This is a genomic window from Microbulbifer maximicatervae (SeqCode) (assembly GCF_052468095.1).
Genome location: NZ_CP174332.1, coordinates 5,193,480 through 5,210,368, shown reverse-complemented (window position 1 = coordinate 5,210,368; position 16,889 = coordinate 5,193,480). Strand labels below are relative to the sequence as shown.

General features: G+C 48.3%; 9 protein-coding genes. 3 read left to right on the top strand and 6 right to left on the bottom strand.

The features are described 5' to 3' along the window. Positions 1-15: 15 nt before the first annotated feature. From ACJJIL_RS23145 to ACJJIL_RS23135, 3 genes are all read right to left on the bottom strand, one after another. Positions 16-762 (bottom strand): 16S rRNA (uracil(1498)-N(3))-methyltransferase, encoded by a 747-nt coding sequence (locus ACJJIL_RS23145; RefSeq protein WP_445360851.1) that lies wholly within the window; start codon positions 760-762, stop codon positions 16-18. Positions 763-893: 131 nt separating this feature from the next. Then, the gene (locus ACJJIL_RS23140) at positions 894-4,025 is read right to left on the bottom strand and encodes an efflux RND transporter permease subunit (protein ID WP_445360850.1); all 3,132 of its coding nucleotides are present in this window, start codon (positions 4,023-4,025) and stop codon (positions 894-896) included. Next, the gene (locus tag ACJJIL_RS23135; RefSeq protein WP_444918566.1) at positions 4,025-5,275 is read right to left on the bottom strand and encodes an efflux RND transporter periplasmic adaptor subunit; all 1,251 of its coding nucleotides are present in this window, start codon (positions 5,273-5,275) and stop codon (positions 4,025-4,027) included. The genes ACJJIL_RS23140 and ACJJIL_RS23135 overlap by 1 nt, the downstream gene beginning before the upstream one ends. A 293-nt stretch (positions 5,276-5,568) precedes the next feature. On the opposite strand from ACJJIL_RS23135, the gene ACJJIL_RS23130 reads away from it, so the two are divergent. Next, positions 5,569-7,923, top strand: coding sequence for a Tex family protein (locus tag ACJJIL_RS23130; protein WP_445360849.1), 2,355 nt, complete (start codon positions 5,569-5,571; stop codon positions 7,921-7,923). Positions 7,924-7,987: 64 nt separating this feature from the next. Here ACJJIL_RS23130 and ACJJIL_RS23125 read toward each other — a convergent pair whose 3' ends face one another. Continuing rightward, on the bottom strand, positions 7,988-8,653 hold the full coding sequence (locus ACJJIL_RS23125) for a pseudouridine synthase (RefSeq protein ID WP_445362027.1): 666 nt from the start codon (positions 8,651-8,653) through the stop codon (positions 7,988-7,990). Between the two features lie 1,026 nt (positions 8,654-9,679). Here ACJJIL_RS23125 and ACJJIL_RS23120 point away from each other — a divergent pair. Then, positions 9,680-12,568 (top strand): TonB-dependent receptor plug domain-containing protein, encoded by a 2,889-nt coding sequence (locus tag ACJJIL_RS23120; protein WP_445360848.1) that lies wholly within the window; start codon positions 9,680-9,682, stop codon positions 12,566-12,568. Positions 12,569-12,730: 162 nt separating this feature from the next. Beyond that, on the top strand, positions 12,731-14,575 hold the full coding sequence (locus tag ACJJIL_RS23115) for an alpha/beta hydrolase family protein (RefSeq protein WP_445360847.1): 1,845 nt from the start codon (positions 12,731-12,733) through the stop codon (positions 14,573-14,575). A 39-nt stretch (positions 14,576-14,614) separates the two neighbouring features. On the opposite strand, the gene metF is transcribed toward ACJJIL_RS23115, so the two are convergent. Both metF and ahcY read right to left on the bottom strand, forming a co-directional pair. Beyond that, positions 14,615-15,445 (bottom strand): methylenetetrahydrofolate reductase [NAD(P)H], encoded by an 831-nt coding sequence (gene metF, locus ACJJIL_RS23110; RefSeq protein WP_445360846.1) that lies wholly within the window; start codon positions 15,443-15,445, stop codon positions 14,615-14,617. A 64-nt stretch (positions 15,446-15,509) separates the two neighbouring features. After that, entirely contained in the window at positions 15,510-16,886 is a 1,377-nt protein-coding gene (gene ahcY / locus ACJJIL_RS23105; RefSeq protein WP_369974263.1) for an adenosylhomocysteinase, read from the bottom strand. Positions 16,887-16,889 lie beyond the last annotated feature (3 nt).

Here is a 16,889-nt window from a genome sequence, read left to right as displayed (position 1 = left end):
CCATTCCTTCAGCGACTACAAGTCACCCCATTGAAATTGCAATACCGACAATGCTGCTATCGGCGCTGTCTCAGTGCGCATCACCCTTGGTCCCAAGCGCAGAGGCATAAAATCCTGCGCCAGTGCCGCATCGATTTCCACCTGCGATAGCCCACCTTCTGGACCTACCAGTAGCAGGGCGGATTCCGGTGTACCGCGCTCCGCCTGCCATTGGCGCAGATCCAGCTCGGTGCGGTGATGCAGTACCAACTTGGCTTGGGGCTCAGCTTCAGCAGATTCACTCTGTAAATACTGCGCCAGCTTTATCGGTTCGGCAATCTCCGGCACCCGGTTGCGCTCACACTGCTCACAGGCACTGATAGCAATCTGGCGCCAGTGACCCAGTTTTTTCTGTAAGCGGTCCCCGGACAGCTTCACTTCACAACGTTCGGTAAACAGCGGCTGTATCGCCGCAACTCCCAGCTCAGTAGCTTTCTGTATCACCCAATCGAAACGATCGCCACGGGAAATACCGATCGCCAGGGTCAGTGCCAACGGTGACTGGCGATCCTCTGCACAGTATTCTCCCGTGTGCGCGCGCGCCCGTTTGCCGGTCTCGATCAACTCCGCCGTGTACTCACCGCCATTGCCGTCAAAAAGAACTAAAGGGTGGCCCGCATTCAAGCGAAGTACTTTTACCAGGTGACGGGAAGCCAGCTCATCCAGGTCTACTTTCTGATCGGAAGCCAGAGGCTGCTTGGAAAAAATACGCGGGATGCGCATGGGAGAATCCTATTCAAACACCATAAAAAAGCCGACAGGAATGTCGGCATTTTGCTGGCAGTTAGTTTAGGCATTTATACCCCAAAGGCGCAATGGTGAAGGCGATCCACCATTGCGCCTGGATACTCGCGCTACACAGTCTCCAATGAGACCGGGGTATCGTCTTCTACTGCAACTTTGTGCTTCGGGCGTAACTTCTCAATAACTTTGTACAGGTTGGGGACCAAGATCAAAGTCACTGCCGTTGCAAACAGAACGCCGAATGCCAGGCTGATCACCATCGGGATCAGGAACTGGGCCTGGATCGACCGTTCGAACATAATCGGTACCAGACCGATAAAGGTAGTAATCGAGGTCAGGATAATCGGGCGGAAACGATCCCGGCCCGCGTGTACTACCGCATCCATCACCGCCATACCCTGAGCGCGCAGCTGATTAATACGATCCATCAATACCAGGTTATCGTTCACAACCACACCCGCTGCTGCGAGGAAGCCGAGCATCGACATAATGCTGATGTTGTGTCCCATCAACAGGTGGCCAACTAAAGCACCAAAGAACCCAAACGGCACAGCAGTAAGGATCAGCAACGGCTGAGAGTAGGAGCGGAAAGCAATCGCCAGCAGCGCATAAATGCCGAACAGGGACAATACGAAGAAGGCCAGGATAGCACCGTTAAACTCTTCCTCTTCCTGCATTTCCCCAGCGGTTCTCAGGGAGAAACCGGGGAACTGGCGCTCCAGCTCAGGTACTAGGGTCTCGCGCATATCCTTAAGGATATCCTGCGCGCTGGAAGTATTCGGCGTTATTTCGGCAAATACCCGCACGGTGCGCTCGCGATCGTTGCGGCGAATCGTGGTATAGCCCGGCACGTAAACTGCCTCGGCCACCGCTGAGAAGGGTACCTCCCCATCGTTGGTACGAATGCGAATGCGGTCCATCTGCTCTTCGCTGGCGCGCTCCTCCATAGGGTAGCGAACCATTACGCGAACATCCTCACGACCACGTGGGATACGTTGAACCTCCTCACCGTAGAAACCCTGACGAACCTGCCTGGCCACATCTGACAGGTTAATGCCCATCGTGGTGGCGTAAGGCTTCAGCTGGATCTCAATATCGCGACGGGCACTGGTCAGGTTATCCCGCACATCATAAACACCGACATAACTATCCAGTTTTTCCTTAACCAAATCAGCAGCAGCGCGCAGTTCACCCATATCCCCTGAGGCTGTGCTCAAGTTCAGGCTCATACCATTACTGCTATTGTTGATGCTCGCATCAATATTCATGTCCTCGACGCTAGCCGGCAGCTCGCCAATCAATTCGCGCCAACGCAACGCTAAAGACTCGGAGGTGACATCACGCATCTCTCCATCGGTAAGCTGCAAAGTTACATAAATATTGCCACGCCAATTGAAAACCAGGGAGTTCTGCAAGAAGGACTCACCCTTGTTCTGCTCCAGCATTCCCTCATCGATTTCCAACTTATCAGCGGCGGTGAGTACCTGTTCCATTACCCGTTCAGCTTCACTGAAGGGTTCACCTGAGGCCATAGAAATTCGCAATTGCAATAAATCAGAGGGGACCTGGGGTGAGAATGAAGAGCCCACATAACCACTCTGGAAAACAGCGATCGACAAACCCAGTGCCAACATAAAGCTCATCACTGTGGTGCGGCTATTGCTTAGGGACTTTTCCAGTAAAGGCAGGTAGTACTTATCTCCGGCCGTCTTCATCGCACCGGCAAAACTTCTACGTATGTTTTGTAATTTAATTCCCAGTGTCGATTTAGCAGGTTTCTCTGGCTTCATGCCCACCAAGTGAGCCGGCAGAATCAACAGGGATTCCACCAGGGAGAAGACCAGACACAGCAGTACCACCACCGGCAAGGCCAGCATCATCTGTGCGGTAATGCCGGGTAGAAACAGCATGGGGATAAAGAACACCATGGTGGAGGTCACGGCGAAAATTACCGGGGAAGCTACCTGCTTCACCCCTTGCTCAGCTGCAGCTAAGCCAGATTCACCTCTATCGTGGGCAGCATGCACTGCCTCCCCCACAATGATGGCATCGTCCACCACAATCCCGAGTATTAACAGGAAGGCGAACAATGACAGCATATTTAGGCTGACGCCGGTCACCGGCAACAGCCAGAAAGCACCTAGGAAAGCGACAACAATGCCAACGGTTACCCACATGGCCAGAGCCGGGCGCAGGAACAGCATCAGCATGACAAACACCATGGCAAAACCGCTCAGGGCATTGGTAGTCAGCAGATTCATGCGGCCTTCAAATGCCTTGGAGAAGTCGAACCAGACATCCAGTTCCATGCCCGGTGGCAATTGCTCGCGAGTCTCCTCCAGGAACGCTTTTATTCGCTCAGCGGTTTTCACCACATCCAGGGGCTCGCCCTGAATAATGCGAAGGTTCATGGCGGGATTGCCATTAAAACGAATAACGTTGTTGTATTCCTCAAAGCCATCGCGCACTGTCGCTACATCGCGCAGCAACAATACAGAGCCATCGGCACGGCTAACTACGGGGATACGCTCGAAGTCTTCAGCGGTATAGGCCTGGCCACGAGTTTGCACCTGAATATCACCGCGGTCCGAGCGCACCATGCCGGCAGGCAAATCCAGGGAGGAGCGGCGCACCGCGTCGGCAACCTGATTAAAGCTCAGGTTGTAACGACGTAAATCCAGCTCGGAAACTTCAATGGACAACTCGTCTGGTCGATCACCCCAAACATCAACTCTGCGCACACCGGAAATCAGGTTGAGCTTATCGCGCAAATCCAGGGTGGTTTCCTTGAGCTGACGCTCAGAAACTGGCCCACCGATGGCGATCATCATTAACTCGGCGTTGGCTTCAATCAAGCGAATAACGGGACGCTCAATACCGTCGGGAAAGGTGTTGATACTATCCACCTGAACCTTAATATCGTTGAGCAATCGCAGCTCGTCGTAGCCATCCATCGCCTGGATTTCAATAGAGGCACTACCCCGTCGGGAAGCAGAATTTACCTCCTTAATACCCTTTACTTCAGAGATAGCCTCCTCAACCCGAACAGTTACCTGCTGCTCCACCTCTGCCGGACCGGCGCCGGGGTAAGAGATATTAACCTCTACAATCCCCAGCTGCAGCGTGGGAAACACCTCCCGGTCGATACTCATAAGGCCAAAGATTCCGCCGATGATTATCATAATCATCAGCAGGTTTGCGGCTTTGCTATTGCGCGCAAACCACGGGATGATTCCGCTCATCACTTGCCTCCCTGGGAAGCATTGCTAACACCACCGGCATCACCAGCAGCGGATACTGTAGAGGGATCTGCTGAATCCTCAGGAAGACTCCCCAGGCCCGCTGGCCGCTCATTGAGGGGATTAGCGGTAAGTACCATACCCTCACGGGAGTAGCCCAAGCTTGAAACAATCACTCGGTCACCCATAGCGATATCCCCGCGGAGCCAGATTCTGTCACCGATGGTTTGTAACAGCTCAACAGTTTTGTAGATCAGCTGACTCTCGTCATTCAGAACCAACAGGTGATCTCCTTCATGTAGTGCCTGACGGGGCAGCTCCACAACATCATCAAAGGTTCTGCCGGCAATATCTGCCTCAACAAACAGGCCATTCATCAGCGGCACATCCCCTTCATAGGGTTTCTGTACCTGGGCAACAGCAAAAATAAAGCGGCTATTGGGATCGATACTCGCTTCGGTTCGCACCAACTGCGCACGCCACTCGTGTTCACGTCCAGCCACAACAGCTTTCAGACGCACAGCGGGGCCATTCTCAATAGTTTTACCCAGGGGAAGATCGAGCAACGCTAGTTGCTGGTCGGTCAGAGGGAGGCGGACTTCAGCGATACCGGTGCTGTGAATTTTTGCCAGAGGGGTGCCGGGGGTAATGTACTGTCCCAGGTCGACAAAAGTCTCAACTACACGACCTGCGAAGGGGGCTTTGAGTGATGTCCGCTCCAAGTCCAGTTTTGCCTGATCGCGGTCAGCTCTCGCTGCTTCAACTGCAGCCTGGGCAGCTTCGAGATGGGGTTTGCGCAGGAACAGGGCATTAGCAGCTTCTGATCCCAGGTCACGCCACTCGCGCTTAGCTTGCTTGGCATGGCCCTGCTCCTGAGCCAGGGTGGACTTGGCATTTGCCAGTTGCGATTCCGCGCGAGTGACCTGGTAGCGATAGTCTGCTTGCTCGAGCTGCAATAAACGGGCGTCTTTATTGAAGAAGCCACCGGGAACAAATGCCTCATCGACGCTTTCGATCACACCGCCGACTCGCGCGATCACATCGATTTCATGGCGGGCATGAACGGTTCCCTGGCTGGGTACCAACAGTGTCTGGCGACGGGGTTCTATATAGAGAACATCAGCCATTGGCGGTACCACCACCTCTGGCGGTTTTTCCTCCGGCTTCGGTTTCAATACAACCACCGCAGCAATAACAGCCACCCCGACTAACAATACAATGAATAACAGCTTGTTTTTACTCGAGACTTTCACAGGTACCCTCTACCCCGTTCCCTGACCTGAATTGGTCAAATTTTAGTTAGTACGCATTCTACTGGAGTTCGACGCACATAAGAGGCAATTTGGATGCAGACTGCCGCACAAGTTTGTGTCCTGCCGCAAACCTTCCTCGCTGCGCTCGGGTAACGCATAATGCCGACCCAAAATTACTCCTGTAAGGGCCCTCTCGTTTACCCGCCAAATACCACGGAAACTGAAAGGCTACTTACTGGTCCAACATCGCCCTTAACGGTACGAAATTTCCCGGAAAACGGATGTAAACATCAATGCTGGATATCAACGTTCGCATCGCCGAAGAACTCAATGTCAGACCACAACAGGTTACCGCCGCAGTATCCCTGCTCGATGAAGGAGCCACAGTCCCATTTATTGCGCGCTACCGGAAAGAAGTGACAGGGGCCCTGGACGACACCCAGCTGCGCACCTTGGAAGACCGACTGCGCTATCTGCGCGAACTGGAAGAGCGCCGCGCTGCCATCCTGAAAAGCATCGATGAGCAGGGCAAGCTGACTCCAGAGTTGTCACAACAAATTAACAGTGCCGACACCAAGAATCGCCTCGAAGACCTCTACCTCCCCTACAAACCCAAGCGCCGCACCAAAGGGCAAATCGCCATCGAGGCTGGCCTGGAACCGCTGGCCGATGCACTGATCAACAACCCCTCCCTCGACCCCGCAGCTGAAGCAGAGCAATACCTCAACACCGACAACGAAGACGCCACCCTTCACGTCAAAGACATCAAAGCCGCTCTGGATGGAGCCAAATTTATCCTGATGGAGCGTTTTGCCGAAGATGCCGAGCTGCTGGGCAAGCTGCGTGAATTCCTCAAGCGCGACGGACAGGTGAAATCCAAACTGCTCGAAGGCAAAGAAGAGGAAGGGGCCAAGTTCCGCGACTATTTTGAATACGCCGAAGACTGGTCCAAGGTGCCTTCGCACCGCGCCCTGGCTATTTTCCGCGGCCGCAACGAGGGCGTGCTCGCTATCAGTGTGGGCCTCGCCGAAGAAGAGGGGACCTCCCCAACCTCCAGCCACCCCTGCGAAGCCATGATCGCCCGCCATGTGGATATCACCGATGAAGGTCGCCCTGCAGACAAATGGCTAGGCGAAGTAGTGCGCTGGACCTGGCGAATCAAGCTGCTGACCGCACTGGAAACTGACCTGATGGGTGAGCTTCGCGAGAAAGCAGAAGAAGAAGCCATCAAGGTATTCTCCCGCAACTTGAAAGATCTGCTGCTGGCAGCTCCGGCTGGGCAAAAAGCCACCATCGGCCTCGACCCGGGCTTGCGCACCGGGGTCAAAGTCGCCGTGGTCGATGCCACCGGCAAGATACTCGATCACACCGCCATCTTCCCCAACCCACCACAGAATCGTCACCAGGAGTCTGCAGCGGTTATTGCCGCCCTGTGTAATAAATACAATGTGGGCCTGATCGCCATTGGCAACGGCACCGCCAGCCGCGAAACCGACAAATTCGTCGGGGAAACCATTAAGCAATACAAGCTGACGGCTCAAAAAGTTGTGGTTAACGAAGCCGGTGCTTCCGTTTACTCCGCCTCTGAATTTGCTGCGCGGGAATTCCCTGATCTTGACGTTACTATCCGTGGAGCTATCTCCATCGCCCGCCGTCTGCAGGACCCACTGGCAGAATTGGTGAAAATCGAACCCAAATCTATTGGTGTTGGCCAGTATCAGCACGACGTTTCCCAGACTCAACTGGCCCGCTCATTGGACGCAGTGGTTGAGGACTGTGTAAACGGTGTCGGCGCTGAGCTGAATTCCGCCTCTGCACCGCTGCTGGCTCGGGTTTCCGGCCTGACTGCATCTATTGCCAACAATATTGTCAGCTACCGCGACCAGAACGGCGCTTTCAAAAATCGCAAGCAACTGATGGAAGTTCCGCGTTTGGGCCCCAAAGCATTTGAACAGGCCGCCGGCTTCCTGCGTATTAATAACGGTGAAAATCCGCTGGATAAATCCGGTGTGCACCCCGAGTCCTATATCGTGGTTAAACGCATTGCCGAGAAAAATAGCCGTGAAATTAACAGCCTTATCGGCGACTCCGGCTTCCTGCGCCGACTGAATCCGGCAGACTATACCGACGAAAAATTCGGTGTACCTACCGTTACCGATATTATCGCCGAACTGGAAAAACCTGGCCGAGACCCGCGCCCGGAATTCCGCACGGCAAAATTTGAAGAGGGCGTAGAAGAAATAAAAGACCTACGCCTGGCAATGGTACTCGAGGGGACCGTCACCAATGTCACCAACTTCGGTGCCTTTGTGGATATCGGTGTTCATCAGGATGGCCTGGTACATATCTCTGCACTCTCAGAGAAGTTCGTTAAAGATCCTCACGAAGTCGTAAAAGCCGGTGATATTGTCAAAGTTAAAGTGATGGAAGTGGACGTTGCCCGCAAACGCATTGGCCTATCCATGCGCTTATCTGACGAGCCCGGAGAGCAGGGTAGTGGCGGTATTAAAAAGGGTGACCAGCGCGAAAACCGCCAAGCCCAGCGCTACAACAAGCAGCAGGGCAGTCGCTCCCAGAAAGGGGGCCAAGGTAATGGCCGTGGCAGCATGGGTGATATTTTGATGGCGGCGATGAAGAATAAAAAATAACCGATAAAAAGGGTGGCCAAATGGCCGCCCTTTTTATATCTCTCTGACAGCCCCTTTTGCCATATTATTCAATTAAAAACTCTCCGGGCAACTCGCTATTAAAATGCAAAGCTTCTCCACTTACAGGATGAGAAAATTTCAGCTCGCTAGCATGTAACAGTAGCCTCGAAGCCCCCTTCAACGCATCAGGATGGGCATAAAAGGGGTCCCCCAATATTGGATGTCCTATTGCCTGCATATGCACGCGGAGTTGGTGAGAGCGTCCAGTAACTGGCATAAGTCGAATCAAGCTACTGTTTTCAGAGCTGGAGACTTTCTCCCAGCGAGTTAGAGATGGCTTGCCCTCGGCAAAATCTACTTTTTGCCTTGGCCTATTTGGCCAGTCACAAATAAGGGGTAAATTCACCTCACCAATTGCATTTCCTGGCACACCCCATACTCGCGCAAAATATTTTTTTTCAACTTCTCGGTTTTGAAAAAAATGACTTAATTTCCTGTGTACTTCAGGGTTACGAGCCATCACAACCAATCCGGATGTATCCATATCGAGGCGATGAACTATTAATGAATCTGTATATTGAGATTGAGCTCGAGTAGCCAAGCTATCGTAATGATCGACACTCCTACCGGGCACGCTGAGAAGGCCGCTAGGTTTCTCTAATATAAGCAAACCTTCGTCTTTATATAACACATGAATGAACGGTTCTTTAGGTGGATTGTAAATCCGCATTTGCACAACGCTTAAATGCTCCCCATAGTAAAAATAAATGTAAATACTGTAGAAGATATATTTTTAAAAACACAAAACCATAAAATTTGACATGACGACATATAATATCTTCCTAATAATTTTAACATGCAAATTGTAAACATTTAAAAAATTAGACAGCTTTTATGAAAACTTATAGGGCCTGAGGGCAAACCAACTATGACCATCCGCAGCACCTTAACAATCTATTTAAGGTAAAAGCCTCTCTATTTATTAAACATTTGGAATGATTAAAAATAAATACCGGAGGCAGGATTAAGAAAAGTTATAAAGTTACATACACTCAAGGACTATTTAAATAAAGGAACTATACACTTACATACGCAACAGATAAAAATAACTTAAAGAGAGCCTCATAAAATATCACACGCTATTTACTGGAAATAATTTTTCTTTTCTTAATCTTACAATTCAAAATCATTTTGAAATAGATTCATAACCAACGCCCATCACTTAATAGGATAAACCGTAAGTAAACATTGTTATTTTAGTTGGTTTCATGCAACCACAGAAGTTTTAAAAATTGCTTGATTTACAAAAACAAACAATAGTTCAAAAGCAATAAAATTGGATTTAATAACAAATACAATGCATTGTCACATGTGACAGGATTAAAAAGTGCCAGTCTTATAAATTACAAAGATGAACCAAGCAAAAAAATTAAGCATACAACAGAAAATCAAGATTTTTAGGCTTACCCTTTAACAACTTATGTCAATAATATGCAATAAAAATTCAAATATTATCTTATTTTTATTACAGGAATGGTAAAAAAAGATTTATTTTATGACATGACATCTCTTTTCACATGCCGTATCGAGCCAAATACTTCTAGAAGTTATTATCAGAGCTTTCTGTAGGTGCATAAAAACTAAATTGATACGCAGAAAAGAAGAACAAGCAAATATCGCTATCGCCTTGGAGGGTTAAATGGAACAAACATATAAGCGGAGTCTTTTGAGTCTCGCAATTGCGGGATCTGTTTCAATGGCTACACCGTATGCTATCTCACAAGAAGCTACTGGTGAGCCAAATGAATTAGAAACTAGCAATGTTCAAGCCGAATCTGTCCAACAGATTGGCAGTTCGGATAGAGAAATTGAGAACGTAGTCGTAACTGGTTCCCGTATTAAAAGGGACGAGTTTAGTAGCACAGCCCCTATCACTGTTATTACCTCTGATAAAAGTGCACTGGCAGGTTTAGTTAATGCCTCAGATATCTTACAAAACTCTTCTGTAGCATCTGGGCAGCAAATTGACGATTCATTTTCTGGTTTTGTAACTGACGGTGGCCCTGGTGCCCATACAATTTCTTTGCGGGGACTTGGTGGGCAACGCTCTCTAGTACTGGTCAATGGTAAACGTTGGGCACCTTCTGGGGTTCGAGGTGCTACAAACTCAGTAGATTTAACGGCAATGCCATCTGGCCTTATTAATCGCTATGAAATCCTTAAAGACGGTGCATCCTCCATCTATGGGGCTGATGCAATTGCCGGTGTAGTCAATGCAATCACTCGTGAATCTATCGATGGCGGGAACCTTGATTTTACATACCGAATGCCTGAACTTGGTGAGGGTGAAGACTACTCTTTAGACGGTGTTTGGGGAGTAACAGGGGATAACTGGAGTGTCAGTTTTGCATCCAGTGTCTCAAAGCAAACTGAGATCGTACAGAGTGATCTAGGGTATGCGGATTGCACCACCCGCCCGCGGTTAACCGACGCAAATGGGGATGGAAATATTGATAACCGCGATCCAAACACAGGGGAAGAGCTGTGTTTTGGAATGGTCTATGGATTCGCCGTCTCACCTTTTGGTTGGGCTCGCTTCGATCCCACTTTAGGCCCAGGCGCCGACCCCAGTAATCCCAATTATGACGCGAACATTAATGGGGAGTACGGTATACCCTATTTCACGACAGTCCCCGAGACAGCTTTAGATAACTCTGGTGAGTATTATCGAGACACGCGCGATGCAGGGATTAGCCAAGTCCAAACCGAAATGGACTTGATAAGCCTCTCATCACTGGGTAACTATGACTTCTCTATTAATGAGCTAAGTGCAACTGCATACTATGAGTTTTACTATAACCAGCGTAAAACCAAATCCAACGGCGGTTACAGACAGTTCTTCCCTGTGGTTCCTGCTGATAATCCAACCAATCCATTTGGCACTAGTGGCTCGTTAGCTGAGTTCGGTGGTTACACTGCCCAGCCAGTTCTTCCAAGCTATGAACTCCTGGACCCCACATCAGAAGTTTCTATTGACAGATTTAACTTTTTTACTGGCTTAAAAGGTGATTTGTCTGCCACTTGGTCCTATGATATGTACCTTGGCTACGGATATTCTAAGGGTACCTATCAGAGTCATGCCTTTATTGAAGATCGCGTGACAAATGCATTGAACGCGGAGCTTGACTCTGACGGTAACCTCGTATGTAAAGACTTAGCTAGTAACCCTGATTGTGTCGCACTCAATCTATTTAATGAAGAAGCACTTCTTTATGGTCGCTTAACCGATAGCGAGCTAGGTTATATTACTGAGCAAATTGAAGGTGAAACCACTTACGATAGCTTCCAACTTGCAGGGCATGTTACCGGTGAACTCTTCAGTCTTCCTGCCGGGGAGGTTTATGGTGTAGTCGGTATTGAGTACCGAGACGAGTCCATTGATGATGTTCCTGATGAGCACGCTCAAAATAATAATATTTGGGGTGCAACTTCTGCAGGCCGTACAAAGGGTTCTGACACCGTTAAGGAAATATATGGTGAAATTGAGTTACCCATTTTTACAAATGTAATGATGGCTGAGGAGGTTAGTCTTAATCTCTCTACTCGCTGGACAGATTATGATTCTTACGGCGACGACACAACATACCGTGCGGCATTAAATTGGCAGGTCATCCCAAGTTTCCGTTTACGCGCCACAAAGGGCACATCCTTTCGCGCGCCAGATTTATATGAAATTTTCCTCGCGGATCAAACAGGTTTTGCAAACGGCTTATCTGATCCATGCCTAAACTATACCTCTACATATGAACCTGGCGACATCATCTACCAGAACTGCGCAGCAACGGTACCTGATGGCTTTGGCGAAAGTGGAAGTAGAAGTATTCTCACTATTACTGGTGGTGCGGAAGACCTAAAGGCAGAGACATCTGATTCATACACTTATGGATTCGTTTGGCAGCCAGAAGAAGTCGGCCTATCTCTCGCTGTAAGCTGGTTTGATATTGAAGTCAGTAATACCGTGCAAAGCCTAACTGCAATTGGCTTAATCCATAATTGCTATGGTTCCGAGAATTTCTCCAGCCCATTCTGCTCCAGGGTTGGTGCGCGTGACAGCGATGGTTTTATTACCGAAGTTGATGCTTCATTTATCAATATTGGCAAATATAACTCTTCAGGCTTTGATGTTGATGTGTTGTATGAGCATTCGTTCAATAATTTTGAATTTAGTGTAGACACCACTTTAACCTACACTGATGAGGCCAATAGCGAGCTTCTCGGTGAAATTGAAGACTATGAAGGTGCATTTGGCTTCCCTCACTGGAGGGGCGATATGGATGTTGGTGTAGACTATAAGGACTGGGAATTTAACTGGCGTATAGATTATATTGGTTCAACTGAAGAAGAGCCCAATGAGAACCTAATTTATCAAACAGATAGTGAGTTTTACCACACGCTTTCTGCACGCTATACCCAAGGCAACTGGGAAGTTCTTACAACCGTTCGTAATATCCTTGATGATGAACCACCCATTGTCTCTGACAATACTGGTAGCGTAACCGCCACACGAGTATTTAACACTCTACCAGGCTCGGGTTATCCACTTCTTGGCCGCACATTTATGGTACAGCTAGGATATGAATTTTAATTTCTAAAATTAAAATTTTAGGCCGGCCCGTTGGCCGGCCTTTTTATATTTAGTTATATTTGGTATTAAAATATGCGACGGAAAAATATCATATTTAAGATCATAAGATCGATTACTATAATAACGATAGCTGCCATAGCCAATATATCTATGGCTCAGCAGGTGCCGTTAGAAGCTTGGATACACGATCCCGTAATTGATTCAGTAACTGTAAATCCAAAGGGCTCAAAAATCTCAGCATTAACACTAGTTGACGTGAACGAGGCGCCGTATGCGACAATATGGCAAGCCGATGATTTAGCCAAAAAACCACTTTATTTTCGCCCTGACGACAGCAAGCTAATCTACCTATCTTGGGTAAGTGATAATAAGCTATTTGCCATAGGTAGACAGAAATATGATTATAGGTTTGGAGGAAAATTCACAAAGTGGTTTAAAAATATAGCCTATTTACTGGATTCTGAAACCGGTAAGTTTAGAGAGCTACTAGGGCATCGAGATGATATTCAATCAGTATCTATCGTTAACCAACTAGCAGAAAAGCCCAATAAGATTCTACTCAATGTAACAACTAGCAGTAGGGCCGAAGAGTTTTTAGAGCTTGATCTTAACAAACTAACTAGCAAGCGTGTTTTTCGTGGAGACGATCGAAGCTCCTTTAGTACAGATACTCTAGGAAATGTAGTTGTCAAAGAAAAGGTTTTTGGATCTGGTGAAGATGTACGCATTACCACCTATCTTAAAAACAAAGAAAGTAATAAGTGGGAAGAACATTTTAACTTTCATGCCTCAAAACGCGAGGGTGTTGGAGGTTTAACTGTTACAGCTGATGGATCGGTATACGTATCCGATAATACTAATAGAGACAAATCAGTTATCAAAAAATATGATCCTACTGAAAGAAAATTAAGCGATCCTATTTTTATCGGTGAAAACTATGAAATATCGGGAATAGTAACAAAATCTTATCCTATTGCAGGCGAGCCCGATCTTATTGGCTATAGTGTTGAAGGTCCAGCAAGAGAAACTATCTATACAGATCCTTTATATGCAAATTTACAAAAAAAGGTAAACGCAGCCCTACCTACCGATCAAATGCACCAACTCACCTCTATGTCACAGGGGCTGGAGCTGGTTGTGATTCTTTCTTCTGGCCCTAAAGAGCCAGGCGCCTACAGCCTTTTAGTTAATGGTAGCCAATTGCTACCTCTAGGCCGCAAGTTTCCAAACATTGATCCTAATATTATGTCTGAAATGAAGTTTGTCACCTACAAAGCACGTGACGGACTCGAGATTCCAGCATTTCTTACTACTCCATCACAAGGCAAGGCCCCTTACCCTACGGTAATCATGCCTCACGGTGGCCCTTGGGCCCGTGATTATCTCGGCTGGGACAGATGGGCTCAATTTTTGGCCAACCGGGGCTACGCTGTTTTACAGCCACAATACCGTGGCTCTGAAGGCTGGGGCCAAAAGCTGTGGCGAGCGGGCGACCTTGAATGGGGCCAAAAAATGCAGGATGACAAGGACGATGGTGCCCAATGGTTAGTCCAACAGGGAATTTCTGCCGAGGACCGCATTGCAATCTATGGTTATTCCTATGGAGGCTATGCCGCGATGGCCGCAACAGTGCGAGATAATAGCCCCTACCAATGTGCTATTGCTGGTGCAGGTTTATCCGAATTAGATACTTTTGATAAAATCACTTTCGAAAACCCTTTTAACCGGGAGTTCCAAAACCCAACAATTGGCGGTCTATCTCCACACTATCAAGCTGAAAAGGCAAACATTCCCTTGTTTATTTTTCACGGTGATAGAGACCAGAGAGTTCCTGTAGATCAATCAAGGAAATTCTATGAACGCCTGAAGAAGCTTGAAAAACCCGTTAAATACTTAGAAATTCCTGATCTTTGGCATAGTAATCCTTGGTTCCCACAACATCACCTAGCGATGTTGTCTTCATTGGAAGAATACCTAAAGAGTGACTGTGGTCCAGGTGGTTTATAAATGACTAAAAGCTCGAAAGCCAAGCTTTCGGGCTTTTTCTTATAGCCTTAAATTCGTCAAGATTTTAATTACCATATCACTCTGATTCATTGTATAAATATGTAAACCCGGCGCACCACCTTCCAATAAAGTCTCACAGAGATCAGTGACCACCTCTAAGCCTAGCTTTCGAATGTCCTCAGGATTGCTATAACTTTCCATACGTTTAATCAGCCATCTTGGAATCTCTGCACCACAATTTCGAGAGAAACGTACTAGGTTAGCAAAGTTAACTATCGGCATAATGCCAGGATAAATAGGGGCATCGATACCAGCTTTTTCACACTGATCAATGAAGTAAAAATAAGAATCTGGATTATAGAAATACTGGGTAAGGGCACTATTGGCCCCCGCCTCGAACTTGCCTTTAAGATAACGTATATCATCATCATAGCTGTTCGACTCAGGGTGTATCTCAGGGTATGCTGCGACTTCCAAGTGAAATTGATCACCGGTATGTCGGCGAATAAAAGCGACTAATTCATTCGCATAAACCAGTTGCGCCACTGCCCCCATGCCCGATGGCATATCACCGCGCAACGCTACGATTCGATTAACTCCAGCTTCAGCATACTGATTGAGTAGGCCCAGTATTGTCTCTTCATTATCACCACCAAATGACAAGTGAGGAGCAATTGAAATACCATCTCGCCGCATATTCGTCACAATACTCGACGTTGTCTCTCTCGTGGTGCCACCAGCACCATAGGTAACAGAAAAGAATTCAGGATTAAATGCCTGGAGCGCTTCGCGAGTTTTGTATAGCTTCTCGCGACCCTCTGGTGTTTTAGGAGGGAAAAATTCGAAACTTATGCGAATGGAGTCTTTCATTATATTTCTCCAACCCCGCACAATTCAGGTGCCGGCGATACCGGCACCTTTTAGTTAGGGGTGATTAGTACTTATAACTTTCAGGTTTGAACGGACCTTCAACTGAAACACCGATATAGTTAGCTTGTTGCTCGGTCATACGGGTAATAACACCACTAAAACCCTCAACCATATAGCGTGCAACTTCTTCATCCAGGTGCTTAGGCAGCACTTTTACATACAGCGCTGAAGTTTTTTGATCTGCCGGTAAGTCAGCAAACTTTTCTTTGAACAAATGGATCTGGGCGAGAACCTGGTTGGCAAAAGAGCCATCCATGATGCGACTCGGATGGCCAGTAGCGTTGCCGAGGTTTACCAGGCGGCCTTCAGACAGCAGCAGCAAGTGATCATTGGTTTCGCTATTGCGAACCACCTTATGTACCTGCGGCTTAACTTCCTGCCACTCCCAGTTTTCACGCATAAAGGCGGTGTCGATTTCATTATCGAAGTGACCAATATTACAAACCACCGCACCACTCTTCAGGGCGGAAAGCATGTGGGCATCGCAAACGTTTACGTTGCCAGTTGTAGTAACGATCAGGTCTGTATTGGCCAGCAGCTGTTTGTTAATACCCTCAGCGGTACCAGTATTAACGCCGTCGATGTAGGGGGAAACCAGCTCGAAGCCGTCCATACAAGCCTGCATCGCACAGATCGGGTCCACTTCAGAAACTCGTACGATCATGCCTTCCTGGCGCAGGGATGCTGCGGAACCTTTACCTACGTCGCCGTAACCAATAACCAGCGCTCGCTTACCAGAGAGCAAGTGGTCAGTGGCGCGCTTGATGGCGTCGTTGAGACTGTGGCGACAGCCGTATTTATTGTCGTTCTTGCTCTTGGTCACAGCGTCATTGACGTTGATCGCAGGAATCTTCAGGGTGCCTTCGCGCAGCATATCCTGCAGGCGGTGTACGCCAGTGGTGGTCTCTTCACTCACACCGTGGCAAGCATCGAGAAGTTGCGGGTATTCGCGGTGCAGCAATTCGGTGAGGTCGCCACCGTCATCCAAAATAATATTGGGTTGCCAGCCGGCAACATCGGCACCAATAGTGCGCTCAAGGCACCACTCGTATTCTTCTTCAGTTTCACCTTTCCAGGCAAATACGGGGATTCCGCGCGCAGCAATGGCAGCAGCAGCGTGATCCTGGGTGGAGAAAATATTACAGGAGGACCAGCGAACTTCAGCGCCCAGCGCGACCAGAGTTTCGATCAGCACTGCAGTCTGGATTGTCATGTGGATACAGCCCATGATACGGGCACCCGCCAGCGGCTGCTCTGCGCGGTATTTCTCACGCAGGGTCATCAGTGCCGGCATTTCACCTTCTGCAATTTCAATTTCACGGCGCCCCCACTCGGCCAGGGAAATGTCCGCAATTTTGTAATCTTTAAATTCAGTGCTCATTTG

Coding starts and splice junctions, on each gene's coding strand:
- ahcY (WP_369974263.1), bottom strand. CDS start 16,886: ATGAGCACTGAATTTAAAGATTACAAAATTGCGGACATTTCCCTGGCC.
- ACJJIL_RS23120 (WP_445360848.1), top strand. CDS start 9,680: ATGGCTACACCGTATGCTATCTCACAAGAAGCTACTGGTGAGCCAAAT.
- metF (WP_445360846.1), bottom strand. CDS start 15,445: ATGAAAGACTCCATTCGCATAAGTTTCGAATTTTTCCCTCCTAAAACA.
- ACJJIL_RS23125 (WP_445362027.1), bottom strand. CDS start 8,653: ATGCGGATTTACAATCCACCTAAAGAACCGTTCATTCATGTGTTATAT.
- ACJJIL_RS23130 (WP_445360849.1), top strand. CDS start 5,569: ATGCTGGATATCAACGTTCGCATCGCCGAAGAACTCAATGTCAGACCA.
- ACJJIL_RS23145 (WP_445360851.1), bottom strand. CDS start 762: ATGCGCATCCCGCGTATTTTTTCCAAGCAGCCTCTGGCTTCCGATCAG.
- ACJJIL_RS23140 (WP_445360850.1), bottom strand. CDS start 4,025: ATGAGCGGAATCATCCCGTGGTTTGCGCGCAATAGCAAAGCCGCAAAC.